20 protein-coding genes are annotated in these 26,633 nt (G+C 59.9%); 13 read left to right on the forward strand and 7 right to left on the reverse strand.

Going from position 1 to position 26,633, the window contains the following annotated elements:
- Positions 1–21: 21 nt before the first annotated feature.
- The 5 genes from ACWGZX_RS16430 to argS form a co-directional block, all read right to left on the reverse strand.
- Entirely contained in the window at positions 22–399 is a 378-nt protein-coding gene (locus ACWGZX_RS16430; protein ID WP_452624616.1) for a gamma-butyrobetaine hydroxylase-like domain-containing protein, read from the reverse strand.
- 119 nt (positions 400–518) lie between these two features.
- Positions 519–1,859, reverse strand: coding sequence for an ATP-dependent protease ATPase subunit HslU (hslU, locus tag ACWGZX_RS16435; RefSeq protein WP_452624617.1), 1,341 nt, complete (start codon positions 1,857–1,859; stop codon positions 519–521).
- Positions 1,860–1,914: 55 nt separating this feature from the next.
- Positions 1,915–2,445 carry an ATP-dependent protease subunit HslV gene (hslV, locus tag ACWGZX_RS16440; protein ID WP_046031180.1) on the reverse strand — a complete coding sequence of 177 codons (531 nt, stop codon included), beginning with the start codon at positions 2,443–2,445 and terminating at the stop codon, positions 1,915–1,917.
- A 231-nt stretch (positions 2,446–2,676) separates the two neighbouring features.
- Complete coding sequence (locus ACWGZX_RS16445) at positions 2,677–3,387, reverse strand: SPOR domain-containing protein (protein ID WP_223519938.1); 711 nt, start codon at positions 3,385–3,387, stop codon at positions 2,677–2,679.
- 1 nt (position 3,388) lies between these two features.
- Positions 3,389–5,125 carry an arginine--tRNA ligase gene (argS, locus tag ACWGZX_RS16450; RefSeq protein ID WP_452624618.1) on the reverse strand — a complete coding sequence of 579 codons (1,737 nt, stop codon included), beginning with the start codon at positions 5,123–5,125 and terminating at the stop codon, positions 3,389–3,391.
- Here argS and ACWGZX_RS16455 point away from each other — a divergent pair.
- Entirely contained in the window at positions 5,124–5,246 is a 123-nt protein-coding gene (locus ACWGZX_RS16455) for a hypothetical protein (RefSeq protein WP_263288380.1), read from the forward strand. The genes argS and ACWGZX_RS16455 overlap by 2 nt on opposite strands.
- Before the next feature lie 106 nt (positions 5,247–5,352).
- On the opposite strand, the gene ACWGZX_RS16460 is transcribed toward ACWGZX_RS16455, so the two are convergent.
- On the reverse strand, positions 5,353–7,572 hold the full coding sequence (locus tag ACWGZX_RS16460; protein ID WP_223519942.1) for a primosomal protein N': 2,220 nt from the start codon (positions 7,570–7,572) through the stop codon (positions 5,353–5,355).
- 290 nt (positions 7,573–7,862) lie between these two features.
- On the opposite strand from ACWGZX_RS16460, the gene rpmE reads away from it, so the two are divergent.
- The 3 genes from rpmE (at position 7,863) to ACWGZX_RS16475 (ending at position 10,359) form a co-directional block, all read left to right on the forward strand.
- Positions 7,863–8,093: a 50S ribosomal protein L31 gene (gene rpmE, locus ACWGZX_RS16465; RefSeq protein ID WP_007899231.1), complete on the forward strand. Its 231-nt coding sequence runs from the start codon at positions 7,863–7,865 to the stop codon at positions 8,091–8,093.
- A gap of 14 nt (positions 8,094–8,107) precedes the next feature.
- Positions 8,108–8,908 (forward strand): thermonuclease family protein, encoded by an 801-nt coding sequence (locus ACWGZX_RS16470; protein ID WP_223519944.1) that lies wholly within the window; start codon positions 8,108–8,110, stop codon positions 8,906–8,908.
- Positions 8,909–9,090: 182 nt separating this feature from the next.
- Positions 9,091–10,359: a malic enzyme-like NAD(P)-binding protein gene (locus tag ACWGZX_RS16475; protein WP_201115270.1), complete on the forward strand. Its 1,269-nt coding sequence runs from the start codon at positions 9,091–9,093 to the stop codon at positions 10,357–10,359.
- 270 nt (positions 10,360–10,629) lie between these two features.
- Here the strand turns inward: ACWGZX_RS16475 and ACWGZX_RS16480 are convergent, their stop codons facing one another.
- Positions 10,630–13,071: a penicillin-binding protein 1A gene (locus ACWGZX_RS16480; protein ID WP_452629027.1), complete on the reverse strand. Its 2,442-nt coding sequence runs from the start codon at positions 13,069–13,071 to the stop codon at positions 10,630–10,632.
- A gap of 219 nt (positions 13,072–13,290) precedes the next feature.
- Here ACWGZX_RS16480 and ACWGZX_RS16485 point away from each other — a divergent pair, with 219 nt between their 5' ends.
- The 9 genes from ACWGZX_RS16485 (at position 13,291) to gltB (ending at position 26,614) form a co-directional block, all read left to right on the forward strand.
- Positions 13,291–14,355, forward strand: a complete 1,065-nt coding sequence (locus ACWGZX_RS16485) for a pilus assembly protein PilM (protein WP_452624619.1) — start codon at positions 13,291–13,293, stop codon at positions 14,353–14,355.
- A complete protein-coding gene (locus ACWGZX_RS16490) occupies positions 14,355–14,921 on the forward strand; it encodes a PilN domain-containing protein (RefSeq protein ID WP_452624620.1) in 567 nt (188 codons plus the stop codon). Before ACWGZX_RS16485 ends, ACWGZX_RS16490 begins: the two co-directional genes overlap by 1 nt.
- Positions 14,918–15,541: a type 4a pilus biogenesis protein PilO gene (gene pilO / locus ACWGZX_RS16495; RefSeq protein ID WP_452624621.1), complete on the forward strand. Its 624-nt coding sequence runs from the start codon at positions 14,918–14,920 to the stop codon at positions 15,539–15,541. Before ACWGZX_RS16490 ends, pilO begins: the two co-directional genes overlap by 4 nt.
- Complete coding sequence (locus tag ACWGZX_RS16500) at positions 15,538–16,065, forward strand: pilus assembly protein PilP (RefSeq protein WP_452624622.1); 528 nt, start codon at positions 15,538–15,540, stop codon at positions 16,063–16,065. The genes pilO and ACWGZX_RS16500 overlap by 4 nt, the downstream gene beginning before the upstream one ends.
- Positions 16,066–16,078: 13 nt before the next feature.
- On the forward strand, positions 16,079–18,157 hold the full coding sequence (gene pilQ / locus ACWGZX_RS16505) for a type IV pilus secretin PilQ (RefSeq protein ID WP_452624623.1): 2,079 nt from the start codon (positions 16,079–16,081) through the stop codon (positions 18,155–18,157).
- Positions 18,158–18,161: 4 nt separating this feature from the next.
- Positions 18,162–18,680 carry a shikimate kinase AroK gene (gene aroK / locus ACWGZX_RS16510; RefSeq protein WP_223519958.1) on the forward strand — a complete coding sequence of 173 codons (519 nt, stop codon included), beginning with the start codon at positions 18,162–18,164 and terminating at the stop codon, positions 18,678–18,680.
- A 151-nt stretch (positions 18,681–18,831) separates the two neighbouring features.
- Positions 18,832–19,932 carry a 3-dehydroquinate synthase gene (gene aroB / locus ACWGZX_RS16515; RefSeq protein WP_084323151.1) on the forward strand — a complete coding sequence of 367 codons (1,101 nt, stop codon included), beginning with the start codon at positions 18,832–18,834 and terminating at the stop codon, positions 19,930–19,932.
- A 10-nt stretch (positions 19,933–19,942) separates the two neighbouring features.
- Positions 19,943–21,553: an AAA family ATPase gene (locus ACWGZX_RS16520; protein WP_452624624.1), complete on the forward strand. Its 1,611-nt coding sequence runs from the start codon at positions 19,943–19,945 to the stop codon at positions 21,551–21,553.
- A 615-nt stretch (positions 21,554–22,168) separates the two neighbouring features.
- Positions 22,169–26,614, forward strand: coding sequence for a glutamate synthase large subunit (gene gltB / locus ACWGZX_RS16525; RefSeq protein WP_452624625.1), 4,446 nt, complete (start codon positions 22,169–22,171; stop codon positions 26,612–26,614).
- Positions 26,615–26,633 lie beyond the last annotated feature (19 nt).

Here is a 26,633-nt window from a genome sequence, read left to right on the forward strand (position 1 = left end):
CTAAAGAGCAAGAGGGCCGATTTAGAGCATCAGCTTGACGATGGATTCGTTCGGATCGCGGGTTTTTCCGGCGGCTTTGAGCTCGGCAAGATAGTCTTCCCAGAGTGCGTCATAACGTCGCGCAAGTTCGTAAAGGTATTCCCAGGTGAACAGGCCGCTGTCGTGGCCGTCGTCGAAGGTCAATTTCAGTGCGTACTGACCGGCCGGTTCTACCTTGGTCAGGCCGACGTTGATCTTGCCAAATTGCAGGATGGGTTTGCCGTGGCCCTGGACCTCGGCGGAGGGAGAGTGCACGCGCAGGAACTCGGCGGGCAGATGATATTCCTCGCCAGACGCGTATTTCAGCGACAGGGTTTTCGAGGCTTTGTGCAGTTTGATGTCGGTGGGGAGTTGGGTCATGACCTGGAGTCCGTCTGTAGGCGCGTGGTCTGACTCCTGAAGGAGCACGGCTTGCCGGCGATGGCGATCTCAAGTGCGCCATCGCCGGCAAGCTGTGCTCCTACAGAGGGTCGCTTGGCTTACAGGATATAACGGGACAGGTCTTCGTTCTGCGCCAATTCGCCCAAGTGGCTGTTGACGTAGTCGGCGTCGATCATGATCACCTTGTCGTCATGGGCGCTGGCCAGATCGCCGGCGCTGAACGACACCTCTTCAAGCAAGCGCTCAAGCAAGGTGTGCAGGCGACGGGCACCGATGTTCTCGGTCTTCTCGTTGACCTGCCAGGCGATCTCGGCAATGCGCTTGATGCCGCTCGGCTGGAACTCGATGCCCAGGCCTTCGGTTTTCAGCAGGGCACAGTATTGCTCGGTGAGCGATGCATGCGGCTCGCTGAGAATGCGCTCGAAATCTTCCGGTGTCAGCGCCTTGAGTTCGACACGAATCGGCAAGCGGCCTTGCAGCTCAGGCACCAGGTCGCTCGGCTTGCTCAGGTGGAACGCACCGGAAGCAATGAACAGGATGTGGTCGGTCTTGACCATGCCCAGCTTGGTGTTGACGGTGCAGCCTTCGATCAGCGGCAGCAAGTCACGCTGTACGCCTTCACGGGACACATCGACGCCACCGGAATTACCGCGCTTGGCCACCTTGTCGATTTCGTCGATGAACACGATGCCGTGCTGCTCGACTGCTTCCAGCGCCTTGGCTTTCAACTCTTCTTCGTTGACCAGGCGACCGGCTTCTTCGTCACGCACCAGTTTCAGCGCTTCCTTGACCTTGAGCTTGCGGCTTTTCTTCTTGCCCTTGCCCATGTTGGCGAAGAGGCTCTGCAACTGGTTGGTCATTTCTTCCATGCCCGGTGGCGCAGAGATGTCGACGCCGGCCATTTCGGCGACTTCGATTTCGATCTCCTTGTCGTCCAGCTGACCTTCGCGCAGGCGCTTGCGGAACAGCTGGCGGGTGTTGGAATCAGCCGACGGTGCAGCGTCTTCGTTGCTGAAACCCATGCGTGCCGGTGGCAGCAGGGCATCAAGGATGCGCTCTTCAGCGGCATCTTCGGCGCGGTGGCGCACCTTGGTGATTTCCTGTTCGCGCAGCAATTTGATCGCAGCGTCAGCCAGGTCACGAATAATCGATTCAACGTCGCGGCCCACATAGCCGACTTCGGTGAACTTGGTCGCTTCGACTTTGATGAACGGCGCGTTGGCGAGTTTGGCCAGGCGACGGGCGATCTCGGTTTTACCGACACCGGTCGGGCCGATCATCAGGATGTTCTTTGGGGTTACTTCAACGCGCAGCTCTTCAGGCAGCTGCATCCGGCGCCAGCGGTTACGCAGCGCGATGGCGACGGCGCGCTTGGCATCGTCCTGGCCGATGATATGGCGGTTGAGTTCGTGGACGATTTCACGGGGAGTCATGGACATAGTATTTAGCGGACCTCAAGCAAGAATGAGCCGTGGCGCGATGGCCAACACGGGCTTACTCGGCGCAGTCCTGCTCCTCAATGGTCTGGGTGTGATTGGTGAATACGCAGATGTCGGCGGCGATGCCAAGAGCGGTTTCGACGATCTCCCGGGCCGACAGATCGGTTTTCTTCAGCAGCGCGCTGGCAGCGGCCTGGGCGTAACCGCCGCCGGAACCCATGGCGATCAGGCCTTCTTCAGGCTCAACCACATCGCCATTGCCGGTAATGATCAGGGAGGCGTCTTTGTTGGCGACGGCGAGCATGGCTTCGAGACGGCTGAGGGAGCGGTCGGTGCGCCATTCTTTGGCGAGTTCGACGGCGGCGCGAACCAGGTGACCTTGGTGTTTCTCAAGCTGGCCTTCGAAACGTTCGAAGAGGGTGAAGGCGTCAGCCGTGGCCCCGGCAAAACCGGCGATCACTTGCCCGTGGTACAGGCGGCGAACTTTCTTCGCGTTGCCTTTCATCACGGTATTGCCGAGAGAAACCTGGCCGTCGCCGCCCATGACGACTTTGCCGTGGCGGCGAACTGAAACGATGGTGGTCAAGGGAGAGTCTCCACGCAGCGGGGCGAAAATGCCTTATGCCAACTCATATGGGGGTGGTGGAGCGTATTTCAACTGTGAGGTGAGGCGAGGGACGAGCGGTTGGCGGCGGGTGATGGATGTGTTGTCGGGAAGGGCGCCTTCGCCGGCAAGCCGGCTCCTACAGGGATTGACGAACATTCTGTAGGAGCTGGCTTGCCAGCGATGAACGATGACGCGGTATCCCTGGCGGGATCAGCGGCTCTGGCGTTGTTGTAACAACAGGTTGCTAAACCCTGCGCCGGCCAGTTGTTTCTGCGCCGTCGTCAGTTGTTCGCGGTTGCTGAACGGCCCGACCAAAACGCGATACCAGGTCTCATCCTTTACTGTGCCGGACTCAACCGCCACCGACTGACCCAGCAGAATGATCTGCGCCCGAACCTTGTCTGCGTCAGTTTGTTTGCGGAACGAACCAGCCTGCAGGAAGAACTTGGTCACTGGCGCTGCTTTCGACACCGGTGGCGCTGGCGGCGGTGTAATCCCGGCCAGTGCAGCCTGAGCCCGCGCTGTATCGATCTTCGCCGCTTCCGCAGGCGTCACCGGCGTGGTCGGAATCGCCGGCACTTGCGGCGTCGGCAGGGTTTTCTCCGGCACGGCATCCGGCGGCACGATCACTTCCGATTCCGGCAGCAGGGTATAGAAGTCGTACTTCGGCTTCACCGGTTGCGTCGGGCTCGGCGGGGTCTTGTTGGCCTCGGCGATCTTGGTGGCTTTCTGTTGCTGCTCCACCTTCTCGCGCTTGACCGTGTCGCTGCCTTTGCCGGGTTCCAGTTTCATCAGGAAGACGATGAACGCGCCGACCGTCAGGCCGATGGCCATCCACAGCCAGCCCGGAATCGGCTGTTTTGCAGGGGCTTGGTAACGGCTGGCGCCACGCTTGGGTGCAGGTTTTTTCTTGGCAGCCAACTTACATACGCTCCAGAGTTTCCAGACCCAAGAGTTCCAGGCCTTGCTTGAGAGTGCGGCCGGTCAGTGCGGCGAGGCGCAGACGGCTCTGCATTTGCGCCGGAGTGTCAGCGCTGAGGATCGGGCAGTTCTCGTAGAAGCTGGAGAACAGGCCGGCCACATCGTACAGGTAAGTGCAGAGGATATGCGGCGTGCCTTTGTCGGACACGTTGTTCAGTATTTCGCCGAACTGCGCCAGTTTGGCGGCCAGTTCGTGTTCGTGGGCGGCTTCCAGCACGATCTGGCCTTCGACTTCGGTGAAGTCCTTGCCCAGTTTGCGGAACACGCCAGCGACGCGGGTGTAGGCGTACAGCAAGTACGGCGCGGTGTTGCCTTCGAAGTTCAGCATCAGGTCGAAGTTGAAGCTGTAGTCGCTGGTGCGGTGCTTGGACAGGTCGGCGTATTTCACTGCGCCAATGCCCACCACCTTGGCGATGTTGCGCAACTCGTCATCGGCAAGCTCCGGGTTTTTGTCCTTCACCAGGGTGTAGGCGCGCTCCTGGGCTTCGGTCAGCAGGTCGATCAGCTTCACGGTGCCGCCATCGCGGGTTTTGAATGGACGGCCATCTTTACCGTTCATGGTGCCGAAGCCCATGTGTTCCATTTCCATCGGGTGTGTCACGAAGCCGGCCTTGCGTGCCACGGCGAACACTTGCTGGAAGTGCAGGGCCTGACGCTGGTCGACAAAGTACAGCGCGCGATCAGCCTTGAGCTTGCCGCTGCGATAACGCACGGCCGCCAGGTCGGTGGTGGCGTAGAGGTAGCCGCCGTCAGCCTTGACGATGATCACTGGCAGCGGGTCGCCGTCGGCGTTCTTGAACTCGTCGAGGAACACGCACTGGGCGCCATTGCTCTCGACCAGCATGCCGGCGGCTTTGAGGTCGTTGACTACGTTGATCAGGTCGTCGTTGTAGGCACTTTCGCCCATCACGTCGGCCATGGTCAGTTTGACGTTCAGCAGTTCGTAGATTTTCTGGCAGTGCGACAGGGAAATGTCTTTGAACTTGGTCCACAGCGCCAGGCAGTCCGGGTCGCCGGCTTGCAACTTGACCACCAGGCCACGGGCGCGATCAGCAAACTCTTCGGATTCGTCGAAGCGCTGCTTGGCCGCACGGTAGAAGTTTTCCAGGTCCGACAGCTCGTCGCTGGTGATCGGGTTTTCCTGCAGGTACGCCATCAGCATGCCGAACTGGGTGCCCCAGTCGCCCACGTGGTTCTGACGGATCACTTCGTCGCCGAGGAATTCCAGTACTCGCGCAACACCGTCACCGATGATGGTCGAGCGCAAATGGCCGACGTGCATCTCTTTGGCGAGGTTCGGCGCCGACAGGTCGACCACGGTGCGCTGCACCGGGCCGGCCTTGCGCACGCCGATTTGTTTGTCGGCGAGTGCGGCGTCAAGGCGAGTGGCCAGGGCCTGGGTGTTCTGGAAGAAGTTCAGGAAGCCTGGACCGGCGATTTCGGTTTTGCTGACGTTTTCATCAGCCGGCAACGCGGCGATGATTTTTTCCGCCAGGTCACGCGGCTTCATGCCGGCCGGTTTGGCCAACATCATGGCGATGTTGCTGGCGAAGTCGCCGTTCTTCTTGTCGCGGGAGTTTTCCACCTGGATCGCCGGCGACAGGCCTTCAGGCAACACACCTTCGTTGACGAGTTGGGTGATGGCTTGTTGGATCAGCTGGCGAATGGTGTCTTTCATGGTGGTCTCTTTCGACCGCAAGCGCGGTACGCGCTTCGATGCGCTGGTGGAAAAACTGGGCATTATCCGTGGCGAAGACGGGCTTGCCAACTATAGCGGGCTGGTTATGGATATGTGGTGACAAATCGACCGCTATCGCGTGTAGGAGCACGGCTTGCCGGCGATGGCGATCTCGAGGGTGCTATCGCCGGCAAGCCGAGCTCCTACAGGTGATAGCGATCTTTCTATCAATACAAATCCACCGGATCGACATCCAGGGACCAACGCACCGCCCGTCCGCTCGGCATCTGCTCCAGCACCAGCAACCAACTGCTCAACAACCGATGCAGTGGCGCCCGTGCCGTAGCCTGCAACAACAACTGTGCACGATAACGTCCGGCGCGGCGCTCCATCGGTGCGGGCACCGGCCCCAGCAGCTCGATTCCGGTCAGGCCTTGCTCGGCCAATAACCGCTCGGCCTCGCTGCACGCTTCATCAAGAAACCCTTCGGCTTGCCCCGGTTTGTGCGCTTCCGCGCGCAGCAGCGCCAAATGGGCAAACGGTGGTAATCCAGCGGAGCGGCGTTCGCTCAACGCTTGCTCGGCAAAAGCGAAATACCCTTGCTCGGTCAGTTGCACCAGCAGCGGATGGTCCGCCAGGTGCGTCTGGATGATCACTTTGCCCGGCTCTTCCGCTCGCCCGGCGCGACCGGCGACCTGAACAATCAATTGCGCCATGCGCTCGCTGGCGCGGAAGTCGCCGGAGAACAGCCCGCCGTCGGCATCGAGAATCGACACCAGCGTCACCCGTGGAAAGTGATGCCCTTTGGCAAGCATTTGCGTGCCTACCAAAATGCACGGCTGGCCTTTTTGAATGGTGGCGAACAGCTGATTCATCGCGTCCTTGCGCGAGGTGCTGTCACGGTCGACCCTCAGCACCGGGACGTCCGGGAATAAAATCGCCAGCCGTTCCTCGGCGCGCTCGGTGCCGGCGCCCACGGGCCGTAAGTCGACTTTGCTGCATTTCGGACAGCGCCGGGGTACGCGTTCGACGTAGCCGCAATGGTGGCAACGCAGCTCGCCGGAGCGCTGGTGCACGGTCATCCGCGCATCGCAGCGCTGACATTCAGACATCCAGCCGCAGTCGTGACACAGCAGTGTCGGCGCAAAGCCGCGACGGTTGAGGAAAACCAAGACTTGCTGGCCGGCGGCCAGCGTTTGGCCGATGGCTTGCTGCATCGGCCCAGAAATACCGCTGTCCAGCGGGCGACTTTTTACATCCAGGCGCAGGAAGCGCGGTTGCTTTGCGCCACCCGCCCGCTCGTTCAGCCGCAGGAGGCCATAACGGCCGGTGTAGGCGTTGTGCAGGCTTTCCAATGAGGGCGTGGCGGACCCGAGGACAATCGGGATGTTTTCCTGTCGGGCACGGACCAATGCAAGGTCGCGGGCGTGATAGCGCAAGCCTTCTTGCTGTTTATAGGAGCCGTCGTGTTCTTCATCAATGATGATCAGGCCGGGGTTTTTCATCGGCGTGAACAGCGCCGAGCGGGTGCCGATAATAATGTCGGCGTCACCGTCCCGAGCGGCGAGCCAGGCTTCGAGGCGTTCGCGATCATTGACCGCTGAGTGGATCAAGGCGATGCGCGCATTGAAGCGCTGTTCGAAGCGCGCCAGGGTTTGCGGGCCGAGGTTGATCTCCGGGATCAGCACCAGCGCTTGTTTGCCAGCCTCAAGAGTTTCGCGGATCAGCTGTAAATAGACTTCGGTCTTGCCGCTGCCGGTGACGCCGGCCAGCAAAAATGCGTGATAACTGTCGAACCCGGCGCGGATGGCTTCATACGCCGCGCGCTGCTCCGGGTTCAGCGGTAATTCCGGTTGCGCCAGCCAGTGCTCGTGACGCGCGCCGGGGGCGTGTTTGCGGATTTCTACCTGCACCAGGTCTTTGGCCAGCAACAAATCCAGGCTGTCTTTGCTCAACATCAGCTTGCTCAGCAATTGATGAGCAACGCCGTGGGGATGTTGGGCCAGCGTCGCCAATGCTTCGCGCTGGCGCGGTGCGCGGGCAATGCGCGGATCATCCAGGCTGGCGCCCGGCGCGGCAGACCAGAAGCGTTCCTGGCGCGCTTCAGCCAGTTCGCCCTGACGCAGCAACACCGGTAGCGCCCAACTCAAGGTATCGCCGAGGCTGTGTTGGTAATACTGGGAGGTCCACAGGCACAGCTTGAACAGCGCCGGTGGCAGCGGTGGCGTGGCGTCGAGCAGGGCCAGCGCGGGTTTGAGCTTTTCCACCGGCACTTCGCTGGTATCGGTGACCTCCACCAGAATCCCGATCATTTCCCGTCGTCCGAACGGCACCCGCAAGCGCATGCCGGGATGCAACTGGGCGCGCAGGATCCCGGCCGGGGCACGGTAATCGAACAGGCGGCGCAGGGGCGAAGGCAGGGCGAGGCGCAAAATGGCGTCGGGCACGCGGGGGGATCTCTTTGGGCGGGCAAAAAATGAAAAACCGGGCGCATTACTTGTAGGAGCGAGCTTGCTCGCGAAAGCGTTGTGTCAGACGACATGAATGCTGACTGACACACCCTCTTCGCGAGCAAGCTCGCTCCTACAGGGACGATGCTTTGGGTCGGGAGCCTAGCAGACGACTGGTTTGAGGGACAGCTTGCGTGATTGGCGATGTCTGGTAGAATCCGCGGCCTAATTACGTGCGGTATTCAACAATAGTGTTGAGTGGCGGCACGCTAGCCTGAGGAATCATCATGAAAGCCGATATCCATCCAACATACGAAATCACCGCAGTTACCTGCAGCTGTGGCAACAAGTTCGAAACTCGTTCGAACCTGGCCAAGCCTCTGGCGATCGACGTATGCAACGAGTGCCACCCGTTCTACACCGGTAAGCAGAAGACTCTGGATACTGGCGGTCGTGTACAGCGCTTCGCAGACCGTTTCGGCGCTTTCGGCAAGAAAGCTCCAGCTGCTGCAGAGTAAGGTTGAAGGGCCCGATGGGCTTTTCCTTGCTGTTGAAAAAGGCGTCCCTTGCGGGCGCCTTTTTTGTGTCTGCGATTTGGCTGACCGGCGCCCAGGCCTTCTGCCCGACGCCGAGCGGGCTGACATCGGTCACGGTGCAGCGGGTGGTGGATGGAGACACATTGCGCCTGAGCGATGGCCGCAGTGTGCGCATGATCGGCTTGAATACACCGGAACTGGCCAAACAGGGCCGTTCCGACGAGCCGTTTGCCGTGATCGCGCGCAAACGTCTTGAAGCGCTGGTGGCGGCCAGCAATGGGCGCGTCGATTTGCTGCCGGGTAAAGAAAACAAGGATCGCTACGGTCGCACGCTGGCCCATGTCTATGGCGCTGACGGTGCCAACCTCGAAGCGCAGATGCTTGCCGAAGGCTTGGGTTTTCAAGTAGCGGTGGCACCCAATGTTGATTTGGTCAGTTGCCAGCAAGCCGCCGAACGCAGCGCCCGGGAGGCCGGCCTTGGCGTATGGCGGCAATCCCCTGTACTGAAAACGGAGCAGATCAGCGTTTCTGGTTTCGCCGTGCTCAGCGGTCGTGTGAGCAATGTTCAGCGCAATCGCGGTGGGGTTTGGATCGAGTTGCAGGACTCGGTTGTATTGCGCGTTGCACCCAATGTGCTCGGGCAATTCGATGTTTCTGCGCTGGAAAAGCTCAAGGGCAAGCAGATTGAGGCGCGTGGCTGGGTGCTGGATCGTTCGCGTCACGGCGAATTGATATCCGGACAGGCACGCTGGCTTCTTCCGCTGACCGATCCGTCGATGTTGCAGACGGCGCAGTAAGAAAGAATTGTAGACATTTTTGTTGTCGATTGTGAACAGTCAATCCCTTGTGTTCCGTGGCTCTTGGCCCAAAGTCGTAAGGCCGGGCGCTTGACAGGGGTGACTGGTCAGTCTTGTGGGGATTTTGCGAGGCGCGTATCCTCGCTGACCAGTCTGTCCCACAGTAAAAGCGGAATGCCAAAATGTCTGATCTGAAAACTGCCGCTCTCGAATATCACGCCCATCCTCGTCCAGGGAAGCTGAGTGTCGAGCTCACCAAGGCCACCGCTACCGCCCGCGACCTGTCGCTGGCTTACAGCCCCGGCGTAGCCGAACCAGTACGCGAAATCGCCCGCGATCCTGAACTGGCCTACAAATACACCGGCAAGGGTAACCTGGTGGCAGTCATTTCCGATGGCACCGCGATTCTCGGCCTGGGTAACCTCGGCCCATTGGCTTCCAAGCCTGTGATGGAAGGTAAAGGCGTGCTGTTCAAGCGCTTCGCCGGCATCGACGTTTTCGACATCGAAGTCGACTCCGAAAGCCCGCAAGCCTTCATCGACACCGTCAAGCGCATCTCGATCACCTTCGGTGGCATCAACCTGGAAGACATCAAGGCACCTGAGTGCTTTGAGATCGAACGCGCTCTGATCGAACAGTGCGACATTCCGGTATTCCACGATGACCAGCACGGCACCGCAATTGTTACCGCGGCCGGCATGATCAACGCCCTGGAAATCGCTGGCAAAACCCTCGCTGACGCCAAGATCGTCTGCCTGGGCGCCGGTGCGGCCGCCATCTCCTGCATGAAATTGCTGGTGAGCATGGGCGCCAACATCGAAAACATCTTCATGGTTGACCGTACTGGCGTGATCCACTCCGGCCGTGACGACCTGAACCAGTACAAGGCTGTCTTCGCTCACGCGACCGACAAACGCACCCTGGCTGACGCGCTGACCGGTGCTGACGTGTTCGTGGGCCTGTCCGGCCCGAACCTGCTGAGCGCTGAAGGCCTGAAGTCCATGGCGGCCAACCCGATCGTGTTCGCGTGCTCCAACCCGGATCCGGAAATCTCCCCGGAACTGGCTCACGCCACCCGTGACGACGTAATTATGGCCACCGGCCGTTCGGACTACCCGAACCAGGTGAACAACGTACTGGGCTTCCCGTTCATCTTCCGTGGTGCCCTGGACGTTCGCGCCAAGCGCATCAACGAAGAAATGAAAGTGGCTGCGGCCAACGCCCTGCGTGAACTGGCCAAACTGCCAGTGCCTCAGGAAGTGTGCGACGCCTACGGCGGCATCAAACTGGAATTCGGCCGTGAGTACATCATTCCGAAACCAATGGATGCCCGTCTGATCACCGTGATCTCCGATGCCGTGGCCAAGGCTGCTATCGAGACCGGCGTAGCGACCCTGCCGTATCCGAAGAACTACCCGCTGAAAAGCGTGGATGACGTGTTCAACGGCTAAGCCGTTGTAGCGCTTCAACCCAAAAGCCCCGGCTCTTATTGAGTCGGGGCTTTTTTATGTCCGCAAGTTTGTGGGTGACTGTGATGGCCTCTTCGCGAGCAGGCTCGCTCCCACATTTGTCCGATGTGTACATGAATCTGGAGTACACCCCAATCCACTGTGGGAGCGAGCCTGCTCGCGAAGAGGCCATCACAGACATTGTAGAGATTGCAGGCACAAAAAAGCCCCGTTCTTCTTCCGAAGGCGGGGCTTTTGCGTTGCGCTACGCGATCAGAACAAATCGATCGGCGCCGCTTCATCCGCTGGCAGCGGGCTGCCCGGCGCACTGCCGTTACCCAGCTCATCCGCCGATGGTGGCGTGTCTTCGGCCTTGAACAGTTCGAAGTACGCGCCAGGCGTGCCTGGGCTGGCGGCACGACCACTGACCGGGTCGACCCGCAGGCTCAGGATGCCTTCGGGCTCTGGTTGCGTATGCGGCGGCTTGTCTTTAAGGGCCGCAGCCATGTAGTTCATCCAGATCGGCAGCGCGACGGTACCGCCGAACTCCTTGCGACCCAGGCTTTCCGGCTGGTCGAAACCGGTCCAGACGGTGGTCACATAATCGGCGTTATAGCCGGAGAACCACGCATCCTTGGATTCGTTGGTCGTACCAGTCTTGCCCGCGATGTCGCTACGTCCCAGAGCCAGAGCGCGACGGCCGGTACCGAGCTTGATCACATCCTCCAGCATGCTGTTGAGGATGTAGGTCGTGCGGCCATCGATGATGCGCTCGGCAACGGCTGGCGTTGGCGGTGCAATACCCGGCGCGGCGGGTGCCTCGGCCGGGATCGCGTTGACTGTAAATGACTGTGCGGCCGGCACAGCAATGCCGCTGGTCGCTACGTCGCCCTGAGGAACGCTCGGCGGGTTGGCGACGAACAGCGTGTCACCTTTACGGCTTTCGATCTTGTCGATGATGTACGGGGTGATCTTGTAGCCGCCGTTGGCGAAAGCGCTCCAGCCGGTGGCAATTTCCATCGGTGTCAGGGTTGCGGTGCCCAACGCCAGCGACAGGTTGGGCGGCAGGTCCTGCTTGTTGAAGCCAAAGCGGGTGATGTAGTCGATGGTCTTGCCGACGCCCATCGCTTGCAGCAGGCGGATCGACACCAGGTTGCGCGACTTGTACAACGCCTCACGCAGGCGAATCGGGCCGAGGAAGGTGTTGGTGTCGTTCTTCGGACGCCAGACCTTGTCCAGGTATTCGTCGACAAACACGATCGGCGCGTCGTTCACCAGGCTGGAGGCGGTGTAGCCGCTATCCAGTGCGGCGCTGTAGACGAACGGCTTGAAGCTCGAGCCAGGCTGGCGCTTGGCCTGCATGGCGCGGTTGTAGTTGCTCTGTTCGAAGGCGAAACCGCCGACCAGCGCACGAATGGCGCCGTTCTGCGGATCCAGTGAAACCAGTGCGCCTTGTGCCTGCGGGATTTGGCTGAATTTCAGCGAGTTGTCCGGCTGACGCTGCACGCGAATCAAGTCACCGACCTGAGCCACATCCGACGGCTGCTTCGGATTGGGCCCCATGCTGTTGGTGTTCAGGAACGGCCGCGCCCACTTCATGCTGTCCCAGCTGAGGTGTCCTTCACCGGTGCGGGTCATCACTTGCAGGCCGTTTTTGTCGACCTGAGTGACAATGGCGGGTTCCAGGCCGTTTATGGTGCGTTGCTTGGTCAGTTCGGTTGCCCAGGCCTCACGGGTCTTGCCCGGCAGGCGCGACTCGGGGCCGCGATAGCCATGGCGCTGGTCATACGTGATCAAGCCATCGTGAACAGCGGTGTTGGCCATTTCCTGCAGATTGCTCGGCACGGTCGTAGTTACGCGAAAACCTTCGGTGTAGGCGTCGCTGCCGTAGCGGCCGACCATTTCAGCCCGGGCCATTTCGGCGATGTACGGCGCATTCACTTCTGGTGTCGGTACGTGATAGCTGGCGTTCAGCGGCTCGTTGATCGCCGTGGTGTAGTCGGCTTCGGTGATTTTCCCCAGCTTGTACATGCGCCCCAGAATCCAGTCGCGGCGCTCTTTGCTGCGGGCCGGGTTGGCCAGCGGATTGAAGCGCGACGGGGCTTTGGGCAGGCCGGCGATCATCGCCATCTGGGCGAGGCTGACATCACGAATCGATTTGCCGTAATAGACCTGCGCTGCCGCCTCAATGCCGTAGGCGCGGTTGCCCAGGTAGATCTTGTTGACGTACAGCTCAAGGATCTCGTCCTTGGTCAGCTGCCGTTCGATCTGCAAGGCCAGGAGAATTTCGGTGGTTTTGCGCGAGAAGCTGCGTTCGCTGGTCAGGAAGAAGTTCTTCGCCACCTGCATGGTGATGGTGCTGCCACCGGACTGAATGTGTCCGCTTTTGACCAGCTGGGTGGCGGCACGCATCAGGCTGCTGGGATCGACGCCGTAGTGGTTGGCGAAATTGTCGTCTTCAGCACTTAGTAACGCATTAATGAAATTGGGGGGAATGTCGGCGAAACGGATCGGAGTACGGCGCATTTCGCCAAACTCTGCGATCAACTTGTCATCGCTGCTGTAGACCCGCAAAGGAATCTGCAACTGGATGCTTCTCAGCGCCTCCACGGAGGGTAATCCGGGACTAAGGTAGAGAAAGGCGCCGCTTAGACCCAGGAGCAGTCCGCAGAAAACGGCGACGATGGACCAACCGAAAAATTTCAGCAGACGAATCAAGGCTTTTGGACATCCAGGGCAAAGAATGAATGAGGCATCAGGGTTCAGATAAACAGGGAACGGCCCGCGCTTGAAGTAAAAACCGGAAAAAAACGCTGGGCATTATAAGCATTTTTCCGCAGGGAACGTCATGGGCGCTTCTGTCAAGACGGGAGGTAATGAACGCAACGGATATTACAGAGTCCGTAAGACACGGAAAGTCATAGGGAATTGGTAGTGCTAGGACTCTTCAATAAAAAAGCCAACTCGCTGTTGGGAATCGACATCGGTTCGACGTCGGTAAAGCTTCTGGAACTGAGCCGCCAGGGCGGCCGCTATCGGGTCGAGGCATACGCTGTAGAGCCGTTGCCCGCTAATGCCGTGGTCGAAAAAAACATCGCCGAACTCGAAGGCGTCGGGCATGCGCTCGCTCGTGTGCTGCTCAAGGCCAGAACCAGCCTCAAGAACGTGGCGGTGGCAGTGGCCGGCTCGGCGGTGATCACCAAGACCATAGAGATGGACGGCGGTCTTTCCGACGACGAGTTGGAAAACCAGCTTAAGATCGAGGCCGATCAGTACATCCCCTATCCGTTGGATGAAGTCGCCATCGACTTCGAAGTCCAGGGCGTGTCCGCGCGTAACCCCGAGCGGGTGACGGTACTGCTGGCCGCCTGTCGCAAGGAAAACGTCGAGGTCCGTGAAGCGGCCCTGGCCCTGGCCGGCCTGACCGCGCGCGTAGTTGATGTCGAGGCCTATGCACTGGAACGTTCTTTCGGGTTGCTATCAGCGCAGCTGAACGCCTCTCAGGAGGGGCTGACGGTCGCGGTGGTGGACATCGGCGCGACCATGACCACCCTCAGCGTGCTGCACGACGGAAAGATCATCTATACCCGCGAGCAATTGTTCGGTGGTCGGCAACTGACCGAGGACATTCAGCGCCGTTATGGCCTGACGGTTGAACAGGCGAGGCTGGCGAAGAAACAGGGCGGTTTGCCGGATGACTACGTCAGCGAAGTCTTGCAACCGTTTCGCGAGGCGCTGGTGCAACAGGTTTCACGCTCGTTGCAGTTCTTCTTTGCCTCTGGCCAGTACAACAAGGTCGATCACATTCTGTTGGCCGGTGGCACAGCGTCGGTGTCGGGGCTTGATCGATTGATCGAGCAGCACTTGGGCACGCCGACTCAGGTGGCTAACCCGTTCTCCAACATGGCCTTGAGCAGCAAGGTCAACGCCGATGCGCTGGCCAGTGATGCGCCGGCTCTGATGATTGCGTGCGGGCTCGCTCTCAGGAGTTTCGACTGATGGCGCGGATCAATCTTTTACCCTGGCGCGAGGAGCGACGAGAAGAACGCCGCAAGCGTTTTCTGGTGACGTTGGTCGGCGTGCTGCTGTGCTCCGTGGGGGCGGTGCTGGTCGCGGATCAGTTCATTAACCGCGCCATCGATCGGCAGGTTGCCCGTAACGATTACATCGCTAGACAGATTGCAGTGGTCGACGAGCGGATAGCACAGATCAGTGATCTGAAAGCCCGTCGCCAGCAGTTGGTCGAACGCATGCGCATTATTCAGGACCTGCAAGGCAACCGGCCGATCAGTGGTCGGATCTTCGATCAATTGGCGCGCACGTTGCCGGATGGTGTGTATTTCACCGAAGTGAAAATGCTCGGCAAAACCCTGTCCATCACTGGCGCTGCGGAGTCCAACAATCGTGTGTCGGATTTGATGCGCAATCTGGATGCGTCCGACTGGTTCGATGCCCCGAGTCTTACAGAGGTCAAAGCGACGACCGTCGGTCAGCTGGATCAGGCCAATGTCTTTCAACTGACCGTTCGTCTGACGCAGCCCACTGCCGTGGGGGACGATCAATGAGCCCGTCCCGATGGTTAGAAGGGCTGCGCAATGTCGATATCAACGATCTGGACACCAGCAACATGGGTTCCTGGCCGCCGGCGATCAAGGCGATGGCAGGTGTTCTGCTGATGGTGCTGGTGTTGGCGCTCGGGTACGCCTTTCACCTCGGTGAACTGGAGGACCAACTCCATCTCAAGCGCGAGGAAGAGTCGACCCTCAAGGAGCAGTTCTCGACTAAAGCCCGCATGGCGGCGAATCTGGAGTTGTACACCCAACAAATGAAGGAAATGGAGGTCTCTTTTGGCGTGCTGCTACGGCAGTTGCCCAGCGACACCGAGGTCCCCGGTCTGCTGGAGGACATTACCCGCACGGGCCTTGGCAGCGGGCTGGAGTTCGAAGAGATCAAACTGCTGCCGGAAGTCGCCCAGCCGTTCTACATCGAACTGCCGATCCAGATCACGGTAACCGGCGCCTACCATGACCTGGCGACCTTTGTCAGCGGTGTGGCCGGGCTGCCCCGGATCGTGACGCTGCATGATTTCAAGCTTGCGCCGGCCAATCCTGAAGGAGGTCCGAAGTTGCGCATGAGCATCCTCGCCAAGACCTACCGCTACAACGACACCGGGGTGCAGAAATGAGCCCGGTCCGTTGTTTATCGATGGTGTTGTTGTTCGCCAGCCTGAGCGCGTGTGGCGGTGGCAACGATGTCGGCGACCTGGATGCCTATTTGAACGAAATGCGTCTGCGTGCCCCAGGCAGAATTGAACCAACGCCGACGTTTCGGTCTTACCCAGCGTTCACCTACAGCGCCGCCAACCTGCGAAGCCCGTTTTCCCGACAGGTCAGAGTGGACCTGGCCGGCCAGAAGCGCGGTTCACACAACGTCAACCCTGACCACAATCGGATCAAGCAATACCTCGAAGGATTCAACATCGAGCAGTTTGAAATGGTCGGCACGATCTCCAATGCCACCGGCTCCTTTGCGCTGTTACGCGGAGCGGGCGGGGTGCATCGGCTGAAAGTCGGCGATTACCTGGGGCGTAACGATGGACGGATCGTCGCCATCAGCGGTTCACAAGTCGATGTAGTCGAAATCGTTCCCGATGGCGAGGGTGCCTGGCTGGAGCGACCACGGACCCTTCCTTTGAAAGAGCACTCATAGTGGAACTCGAATAATGAACAGGACTTTCTCAACCCTCGGTATTTCGCTATGGATAGCGTTGATGTCTCCGATGGTGCTGGCGACCAACCTCAAAGCGCTGGATGTTGCCGCGCTGCCGGGTGATCGCATCGAGTTGAAGTTGTCTTTCGATGGGCCGCCCCCTGCGCCCCACGGTTACACGACCGAACAGCCGGCGCGGATTGCGCTGGACCTGCCCGGCGTGGTCAGTCAGTTGGCGAGTAAAAATCGCGACCTGGGCGGCGGTAATGCCCGCAGCGCAACGGTGGTGGAAGCCAAGGACCGCACGCGGCTCATTATTAACCTGACGCAGTTGACTCCGTATAGCGCAAAAGTCGAAGGCAACAATTTGTTGGTGGTGATCGGGCAGGGGGCCAATGGCAAGGCATTGAAACCGGCGGCGAGCGAACCTCGTGCCGAGCGGACAACCCCAGCGCCGGCAAAAACCTACCCTGTTGTGAGTAAGGCCATTCGCGGCGTCGACTTCCAGCGCGGCACCCAGGGTGAAGGCAATGTGGTCATCGATTTATCGGATCCGTCCATTGCCCCGGACATCCAGGAACACGAAGGCAAGATCATTCTCGGATTCGCCAGGACCCAATTGCCCGAAAAGTTGCGCGTGCGACTGGACGTCAAGGATTTCGCCACCCCGGTGCAATTCGTCAATGCCAGCGCCACGGGCGACCGGGCCACGATCAGTATCGAGCCTGGCGGCACTTTCGACTATTCGACCTACCAGACCGACAACAAGCTGACCGTCAGCATCCGGCCGGTGACCCCCGACGATCTGCAAAAGCGCAATGCAGAGCGTTTCGCCTACACCGGCGAAAAACTCTCGCTGAACTTTCAGGACATCGATGTACGTTCGGTGCTGCAACTGATTGCCGATTTCACCAACCTCAATCTGGTGGCCAGCGACACGGTGCAGGGCGGCATCACCTTGCGGCTGCAAAACGTGCCGTGGGATCAGGCGCTCGACCTGGTGCTGAAAACCAAAGGGCTGGACAAGCGCAAGATCGGCAACGTTCTGTTGGTGGCGCCGGCCGATGAAATCGCTGCCCGGGAACGTCAGGAACTGGAATCGCAGAAGCAGATCGCCGAATTGGCGCCGTTGCGTCGAGAGCTCTTGCAGGTCAACTACGCCAAGGCTGCCGACATCGCCAAGCTGTTTCAGTCGGTGACCAGCGCCGAGGCTAAAGACGACGAGCGTGGGTCGATCACGGTGGATGAGCGGACCAACAACATCATTGCCTACCAGACCCAGGACAACCTCGATGAACTTCGCCGCATTGTCACGCAACTGGACATTCCGGTGCGTCAGGTGATGATCGAAGCGCGAATCGTCGAAGCCAACGTCGACTATGACAAAAGCCTCGGCGTGCGCTGGGGTGGTTCAGTGCAGAACAAGGGCAACTGGAACACGTCCGGGGTCAGCAATGGTTCGACGACCATAGGTACACCGGGCAGTGGCGATACCAACTCGCCGTTTGTCGACCTGGGGGCGGCGGGCAGTACGTCGGGAATCGGCATTGCCTATATCACCGACAACGTGTTGCTGGACCTTGAGCTGACGGCGATGGAGAAAACCGGCAACGGTGAAATCGTCTCGCAGCCCAAGGTGGTCACGTCCGACAAGGAAACCGCCAAAATCCTCAAGGGCACAGAGATTCCCTACCAGGAAGCCAGCTCCAGTGGCGCGACCTCGGTGTCATTCAAAGAGGCCGCGCTGTCGCTGGAAGTCACGCCGCAGATCACGCCGGATAACCGGATCATCATGGAGGTCAAGGTCACCAAGGACGAGCCGGACTTTCTGAACAAGGTGCAGGATGTGCCGCCGATCAAGAAAAACGAGGTCAATGCCAAAGTCCTGGTCAATGACGGCGAGACCATCGTCATTGGCGGAGTTTTCTCAAATACTCAGAGCAAGGTTGTAGATAAGGTGCCATTTCTCGGCGATGTGCCGTATCTTGGCCGCCTTTTCCGGCGTGACGTGGTTTCGGAGAAAAAATCCGAGCTGCTGGTATTTCTCACTCCGCGTATCATGAACAATCAGGCGATTGCTGTGAGTCATTGATTCTGTGCGAAATTTGATTCTTGTTGGACCGATGGGCGCTGGTAAAAGCACCATCGGCCGGTTGCTGGCCAAAGAGCTGCGCCTGCCGTTCAAAGATTCCGATAAGGAAATTGAATTGCGCACGGGCGCCAATATCCCGTGGATTTTCGATAAAGAAGGCGAACCAGGCTTTCGTGACCGCGAGGAGGCGATGATTGCCGAACTGTGCGGCTGCGATGGCGTGGTGCTGGCGACCGGAGGTGGCGCGGTGATGCGCGAAGCCAATCGTCGGGCGTTGCATGCCGGTGGTCGGGTGGTCTACTTGCATGCTTCCGTCGAGCAGCAAGTGGGTCGTACTGCCCGTGACCGCAATCGCCCCCTGTTGCGTACCGCCGATCCGGCCAAGACCCTGCGGGATCTGCTGGCTATCCGCGATCCGCTCTATCGGGAAATTGCCGACCTGGTGGTTGAAACCGATGAGCGGCCGCCGCGAATGGTAGTGCTCGACATTCTCGAACGCTTGCAACAGCTACCTCCCCGTTAATGCGCGGCGCGAAATGCGCTATCCTCGGCGTCCTGTCATGACTGCTCAAGGTTGTGGCGGATGGCTACCGAACGGCATTACACCAGCAGGCACCGTGGACATTCGATAACTCAAGGCGGGACGCCTGATTTCATCTTCATTGCGGGGACACATGCAGACACTCAAGGTCGATCTAGGCGAGCGCAGCTACCCGATTCACATTGGCGAAGGTTTGTTGGATCAGCCTGAGCTGCTGGCCCCGCATATTCGCGGACGGCAAGTAGCGATCATCTCCAACGAGACCGTTGCACCGCTCTACCTCGAACGCCTGACCCGCAGCCTGGCGCAGTTCTCGGTGATTTCCGTGGTGCTGCCCGATGGCGAAGCCTTCAAGACCTGGGAAACCCTGCAACTGATTTTCGACGGCCTGCTGACCGCACGGCACGACCGCCGTACCACCGTGATCGCCCTTGGTGGCGGTGTGATTGGTGACATGGCCGGGTTTGCTGCCGCCTGCTACCAGCGCGGCGTTGATTTCATTCAAGTGCCGACCACGTTGCTGTCGCAAGTCGACTCTTCGGTGGGCGGCAAGACCGGTATCAACCATCCGCTGGGCAAGAACATGGTCGGTGCGTTCTATCAGCCGAACGTAGTGCTCATCGATACCGCGACCCTCAATACACTGCCGGCCCGCGAACTGTCCGCCGGGCTTGCCGAAGTCATCAAGTACGGGCTGATCTGCGACGAGCCGTTCCTGACCTGGCTCGAAGAAAACGTCGATCGCCTGCGCGCTCTGGACCAGGTCGCCCTGACCTACGCCATTGAGCGCTCTTGCGCCGCCAAGGCTGCGGTAGTCGGTGCCGACGAAAAAGAGACCGGCGTTCGTGCCACATTGAACCTCGGTCATACGTTCGGCCACGCCATTGAAACCCACATGGGCTATGGTGTCTGGCTTCATGGTGAGGCCGTCGCTGCCGGCACCGTGATGGCTTTGGAAATGTCGGCCCGACTGGGCTGGATCAGTGAACAAGAGCGTGATCGCGGTATTCGCCTGTTCCAGCGTGCCGGACTGCCGGTCATCCCGCCTGAAGAGATGACCGAAGCCGATTTCCTTGAACACATGGCGATTGACAAGAAAGTGATCGACGGTCGTTTGCGCCTGGTGCTGCTGCGCCACATGGGCGAAGCGGTGGTGACCGACGATTATCCGAAAGAGGTTTTACAGGCCACGCTGGGAGCGGATTACCGCGCCCTGGCTCAGCTTAAAGGTTAATAAGATCCCGATGACTAGTTTGCATGCCGACGAGGCTTTCCTCGGCCATTACCAGTTAAGTCATGACCCTTTTGCTCCACGGGTGCCTGGCTTCAAATTTTTCCCGGCCCAGCGCAAACCGGTGCTGGGGCAACTGCATCACCTGGCGCGCTATAGCCAGTTGCTGCTGGTGGTCACAGGCCCGCAGGGCAGTGGCAAGACCCTGTTGCGTCAGGCTCTGGTGGCCAGCACCAACAAGCAGTCGGTGCAGAGCGTGGTGGTGTCCGCTCGCGGCGCTGGCGATTCGGCTGGCATCTTGCGCCAGGTGGCTCAAGCGCTGCAGGTGGCTCAAGCGCTGAACGTCGAACAGGCCGAAATCGGCGCCATCCTGGCGCAAGTGGTGCAACTGGCGTTGACCGGCCAGGAAGTCTATTTGCTGGTGGATGACGCCGAGCAGCTCGACGAATCCGCGCTCGAAGCCCTGATGGCCCTGGCCGCCGGCGCACCGGAAGGTCGCCCGCATGTGTTCCTGTTTGGCGAGTCGTCGCTGATCGCTCAGCTTGAGGCGCTAAGCCTTGAGGAAGAGCGTTTCCACGTGATCGAACTGCAGCCTTACACCGAAGAAGAAACCCGCGAATATCTGGACCAGCGGCTCGAAGGCGCTGGTCGGGGTATCGAACTTTTCACCGCAGATCAGATCTCTGATATTCACGAAAGCTCCGACGGTTGGCCTGGCAACATCAACCAGGTTGCCCGCGATGCAATGATCGAAGCCATGATTGCCAGCCGCTCAGCGGTGAAGCGTCCAAAAATGGGGTTCAACATGCCGAAGAAACACGTATTGGCGATTTCCGCCGTTGTCGTGGTCGCGGTAGCCGCCGCCTGGTTGATTCCGGGTCGCAGCAAAGCACCGACCACCGGCGCACCTGCCAACGAACAGGCACAGCTGCCGCTCGGTCAAGGTTCGCCACAGTCTAACGGCGGTGCACCTTCCGTCGAATTCGCCGGTAACTCGCAGCCGATGCCATTGCCGCTGGTCGGCAACTCGCAACCGGTCATGCGCGGTCCGTTGGCTGAAGCCGCCGGTGGCATCACCGAAGGCGACGATGGCGTGCCGGTCGAGGGTTCCAGCGCTACACCGCCTACTGTGACCACCGTCGCGCCGCCAGCGGGCGTTCAGCCGGGCCCAGCGCCGACACCGGCCACCAAACCTGTTCCCGCGCCGACGCAGGTCGCAACCGCCAAGCCAGCTCCGACTGCACCTGCCGCGAAGCCGGTTCCAGCGCCAGCCAAGGTTGCCGCCGTGGCAGCCGCCAAGCCTGCCGAGAAGCCAGCTCCCACAGCCAAAGCCGCTGGCGGCACCTGGTACGCCGGACAACCTACGAGCAATTACGTGGTGCAGATTCTCGGCACCAGCTCCGAAGCGTCTGCGCAAAACTTCGTGAAAGAGCAGGGCGGCGAGTACCGTTATTTCAAGAAAGTCCTCAACGGCAAGCCGTTGTATGTCATCACCTATGGCAACTTCGCTAATCGTGATGCAGCCGTTTCTGCCATCAAGGCCTTGCCAGCGAAGGTTCAGGCTGGTAAACCTTGGCCTCGCACTGTCGCCAGCGTCCAACAGGAACTGGCAACAACTCGCTGAAGATTCGGCGGCCTTACCCAGGCCGCCTCTCCAAGCACCTCAAAATTTCTGCAAGTGCGCGCCGTCTCCAGGGACGGTTGGCGCTTGCTGACGACCGCGACGCCGCCCCATTTTTTGCTGGGCAAGGCGCGAGGAACGCAGTTTGGTTTTTCCAAATAAGTTCCGAGCAACGCAGCCCAGCAAAAAATGGGGCGCGTCCCTTCGGGTTGCGTGCCAACGTGCGCGAGGCTGCGTTGCGGGATTTGCCAAGGGGACAACCATTGGCAGCATCCCGCGCCTTGCCTCGCGCACGTTGGCGCGCAACGCGGTTCGCCAGCAAGCGCCAACCGTCCCTGCGACCGCGTGCCTTGTGGTGTCTGCGTTACAGTAGTCTTTGAGTCGTTGCGGTCAAAATTAAAAAAAGTTTTGACTAGCACAGCAGATCGCTTTAAACCTTTCACAAATGCGACATGAATTTGCGACATTTCGTCGTCAAATTTGTGAGCCTCTGTGTCGCTGTGTACAATGACCACCCTTTTGCCCCCGCTAAGCCGGCGTACGTTCGGCGTGGAATGCAAGTGGTTGAATTGAAAAGAAATTTGCCTCGGTAAGAGGCAGCCTGGTGAGAAAGTGTCTATGAAAGCAGGTCTGTACCAACCAGATGAATTCAAGGATAACTGCGGTTTCGGCCTGATAGCCCATATGCAGGGCGAGCCCAGTCATACCCTTTTGCAAACGGCCATTGAGGCCCTGACCTGCATGACCCACCGCGGTGGGATCAACGCCGACGGCAAGACCGGTGACGGTTGTGGCTTGCTGATTCAAAAGCCGGATGTGTTCCTGCGAGCCATCGCCCAGGAAACCTTCGGCGTCGCACTGCCCAAGCAATACGCAGTGGGCATGGTCTTCTTCAACCAGGACCCGGTGAAAGCCGAAGCCGCTCGCGAGAACATGAACCGCGAGATTCTGGCGGCCGGCCTGACCCTCGTCGGCTGGCGCAAAGTGCCGATCGACACCAGCGTCCTCGGCCGTCTGGCCCTTGAGCGCCTGCCGCAGATCGAACAAGTGTTCATCGGCGGTGAAGGCCTGAGCGATCAGGACATGGCCGTCAAGCTGTTCACGTCCCGTCGTCGCTCGTCCGTGGCCAACGCCGCCGATGTCGACCACTACGTCTGCAGCTTTTCGCACAAGACCATCATTTATAAAGGCCTGATGATGCCGGCGGACTTGACCGCCTTCTATCCAGACCTGAGCGATGAGCGCCTGCAAACTTCGATTTGCGTGTTCCACCAGCGTTTCTCCACCAACACCCTGCCGAAATGGCCGCTGGCTCAACCGTTCCGCTTCCTGGCGCACAACGGCGAGATCAACACCATCACCGGTAACCGCAACTGGGCCGTGGCCCGTCGCACCAAGTTCACCAACGATTTGATGGACCTGGAAGAACTCGGTCCGCTGGTCAACCGCGTCGGTTCCGACTCCTCCAGCATGGACAACATGCTCGAACTGATGGTGACCGGTGGCATCGACCTGTTCCGTGGCGTGCGGATGATCATTCCGCCTGCGTGGCAGAACGTCGAAACCATGGACCCGGATCTGCGTGCGTTCTACGAGTACAACTCGATGCACATGGAGCCGTGGGACGGCCCGGCTGGCGTGGTAATGACCGACGGTCGCTACGCGGTATGCCTGCTCGACCGTAACGGTCTGCGTCCGGCGCGTTGGGTCACCACCAAGAACGGTTTCATCACCCTGGCTTCGGAAATCGGTGTCTGGAACTACCAGCCTGAAGACGTGATCGCCAAGGGCCGTGTTGGCCCGGGCCAGATCTTTGCCGTGGACACCGAAACCGGTCAGATCCTCGACACCGATGCGATCGACAACCGCCTGAAGTCTCGCCATCCGTACAAGCAATGGCTGCGCAAGAATGCCCTGCGCATCCAGGCGACCATGGAAGACAACGACCATGGTTCGGCGTTTTACGACGTCGATCAGCTCAAGCAATACATGAAGATGTACCAGGTCACGTTCGAAGAGCGTGATCAGGTGCTGCGTCCGCTCGGCGAGCAGGGCTACGAAGCCGTGGGCTCGATGGGCGACGATACGCCGATGGCCGTGCTGTCCCAGCGCGTGCGTACGCCGTACGACTATTTCCGTCAGCAGTTCGCGCAGGTCACCAACCCGCCGATCGACCCGCTGCGTGAAGCCATCGTCATGTCGCTGGAGATCTGCCTCGGTGCCGAGCGCAACATCTTCCAGGAGTCGCCGGAACACGCCTCGCGCGTGATCCTCAGCTCGCCGGTCATCTCCCCGGCCAAGTGGCGCTCGCTGATGAACCTCGATCGTCCGGGCTTTGAGCGCGCGATCATTGATCTGAACTACGACGAAAGCGTCGGCCTCGAAGCGGCGATCCGCAACGTTGCCGATCAGGCTGAAGAAGCCGTGCGCGCCGGTCGTACTCAGGTTGTGCTGAGTGACCGTCACATTGCCCCGGGCAAGTTGCCGATCCACGCTTCGCTCGCCACCGGCGCGGTGCACCACCGCCTGACCGAAAAAGGCCTGCGTTGCGACTCCAACATCCTCGTGGAAACCGCGACCGCTCGCGATCCGCACCACTTTGCCGTGTTGATCGGTTTTGGCGCCTCGGCGGTGTATCCGTTCCTGGCCTACGAAGTGCTGGGCGACCTGATCCGTACCGGTGAAGTGTTGGGCGACCTCTATGAGGTGTTCAAGAACTACCGTAAAGGCATCACCAAAGGCCTGCTGAAGATCCTGTCGAAGATGGGTATCTCGACCATCACGTCGTATCGCGGCGCGCAGTTGTTCGAAGCCATCGGCCTGTCCGAAGAAGTCTGCGAGCTGAGCTTCCGTGGTGTGCCAAGCCGCATCAAGGGCGCGCGTTTCGTCGACATCGAAGCCGAGCAAAAAGCGCTGGCTGCCGAAGCCTGGAGTCCGCGCAAGCCGATCCAGCAAGGCGGCCTGCTGAAGTTCGTCCACGGTGGCGAATATCATGCGTACAACCCGGACGTGGTCAGCACTCTGCAAGCCGCTGTGCAGCAGGGCGACTACAGCAAGTTCAAGGAATACACGTCGCTGGTGGACAACCGTCCGGTGTCGATGATCCGCGACATGTTCAACGTCAAAACCCTCGACACGCCGCTGGACATGAGCGAGATCGAACCGCTGGAATCGGTGCTCAAGCGCTTCGACTCCGCAGGTATCTCGCTGGGCGCCCTGTCACCGGAAGCTCACGAAGCCCTGGCCGAAGCCATGAACCGCCTCGGCGCGCGTTCCAACTCCGGCGAAGGCGGCGAAGACCCGGCGCGTTATGGCACCATCAAGAGCTCGAAAATCAAGCAGGTTGCTACTGGCCGCTTCGGTGTGACCCCGGAATACCTGGTCAACGCTGAAGTGCTGCAGATCAAGGTCGCTCAGGGCGCCAAGCCCGGCGAAGGTGGTCAGCTGCCAGGTGGCAAGGTCAACGGTTTGATCGCCAAGCTGCGTTACGCAGTGCCGGGCGTGACCCTGATTTCACCACCGCCGCACCACGACATCTACTCGATTGAAGACTTGTCGCAGCTGATTTTCGACCTGAAACAAGTCAACCCGAAGGCGCTGGTTTCGGTGAAGCTGGTTGCAGAAGCGGGCGTCGGCACCATCGCCGCCGGTGTGGCCAAGGCCTATGCGGACTTGATCACCATCTCCGGCTACGACGGCGGCACCGGCGCATCGCCGCTGACCTCGATCAAATACGCGGGCGCTCCGTGGGAACTCGGCTTGGCTGAAACCCACCAGACCCTGCGCGGCAACGACCTGCGCGGCAAAGTCCGGGTGCAGACCGACGGTGGCCTGAAAACCGGCCTCGACGTGATCAAAGCGGCCATTCTCGGCGCTGAAAGCTTCGGCTTCGGCACCGCGCCAATGATCGCTCTGGGCTGCAAATACCTGCGAATTTGCCACCTGAACAACTGCGCCACCGGCGTCGCGACTCAGAACGAGAAGCTGCGCAAGGATCACTACATCGGCACCGTCGACATGGTGGTGAATTTCTTCACCTACGTCGCCGAAGAAACCCGTGAGTGGCTGGCCAAGCTGGGCGTGCGCTCCCTCGAAGAGCTGATCGGTCGTACCGATCTGCTGGAAGTCCTCGAAGGCCAGACCGCCAAGCAACAACACCTGGACCTGACCCCGTTGCTCGGCAGCGATCACATCCCGGCAGACAAGCCTCAATTCTGCCAGGTGGAGCGCAACCCGCCGTTCGACAAAGGCCTGCTGGCCGAGAAAATGGTCGACTTGGCCACTTCGGCCATCAACGACATGAGCGGCGCTGACTTCGCCCTGGACATCTGCAACTGCGACCGTTCCATTGGCGCACGGATCTCCGGTGAAATCGCTCGCAAGCACGGCAACCAAGGCATGGCGAACGCACCGATCACCTTCCGCTTCAAAGGGACGGCCGGTCAGAGCTTCGGTGTGTGGAACGCCGGCGGGCTGAACATGTACCTGGAAGGCGACGCCAACGACTACGTTGGCAAAGGCATGACCGGCGGCAAGCTGGTCATCGTTCCGCCGAAGGGCAGTGTCTACAAGACTCAGGACAGTGCCATCATCGGCAACACCTGCTTGTACGGCGCCACGGGCGGCAAGCTGTTCGCCGCTGGTACCGCGGGCGAGCGTTTTGCCGTGCGTAACTCCGGTGCTCACACGGTTGTGGAAGGCACTGGCGATCACTGCTGCGAGTACATGACCGGTGGTTTCGTCTGCGTCCTGGGCAAGACCGGTTACAACTTCGGCTCAGGCATGACCGGCGGTTTCGCCTACGTGCTCGACCAGGACAATTCCTTCGTTGACCGGGTCAACCACGAACTGGTGGAAATCCAGCGGATCAGCGGTGAAGCGATGGAAGCCTATCGCAGCCACCTGCAACGCGTGCTGAACGAATACGTCGAGGAAACCGACAGCGAATGGGGTCGTAACCTCGCTGAAAACCTCGACGACTACCTGCGTCGTTTCTGGCTGGTCAAGCCCAAGGCTGCCAACCTGAAATCGTTGCTTTCCAGCACCCGTGCCAACCCGCAGTGATATGCGCCTGAAGAGTTTG

The organism is Pseudomonas sp. CLCA07 (genome assembly GCF_053615335.1).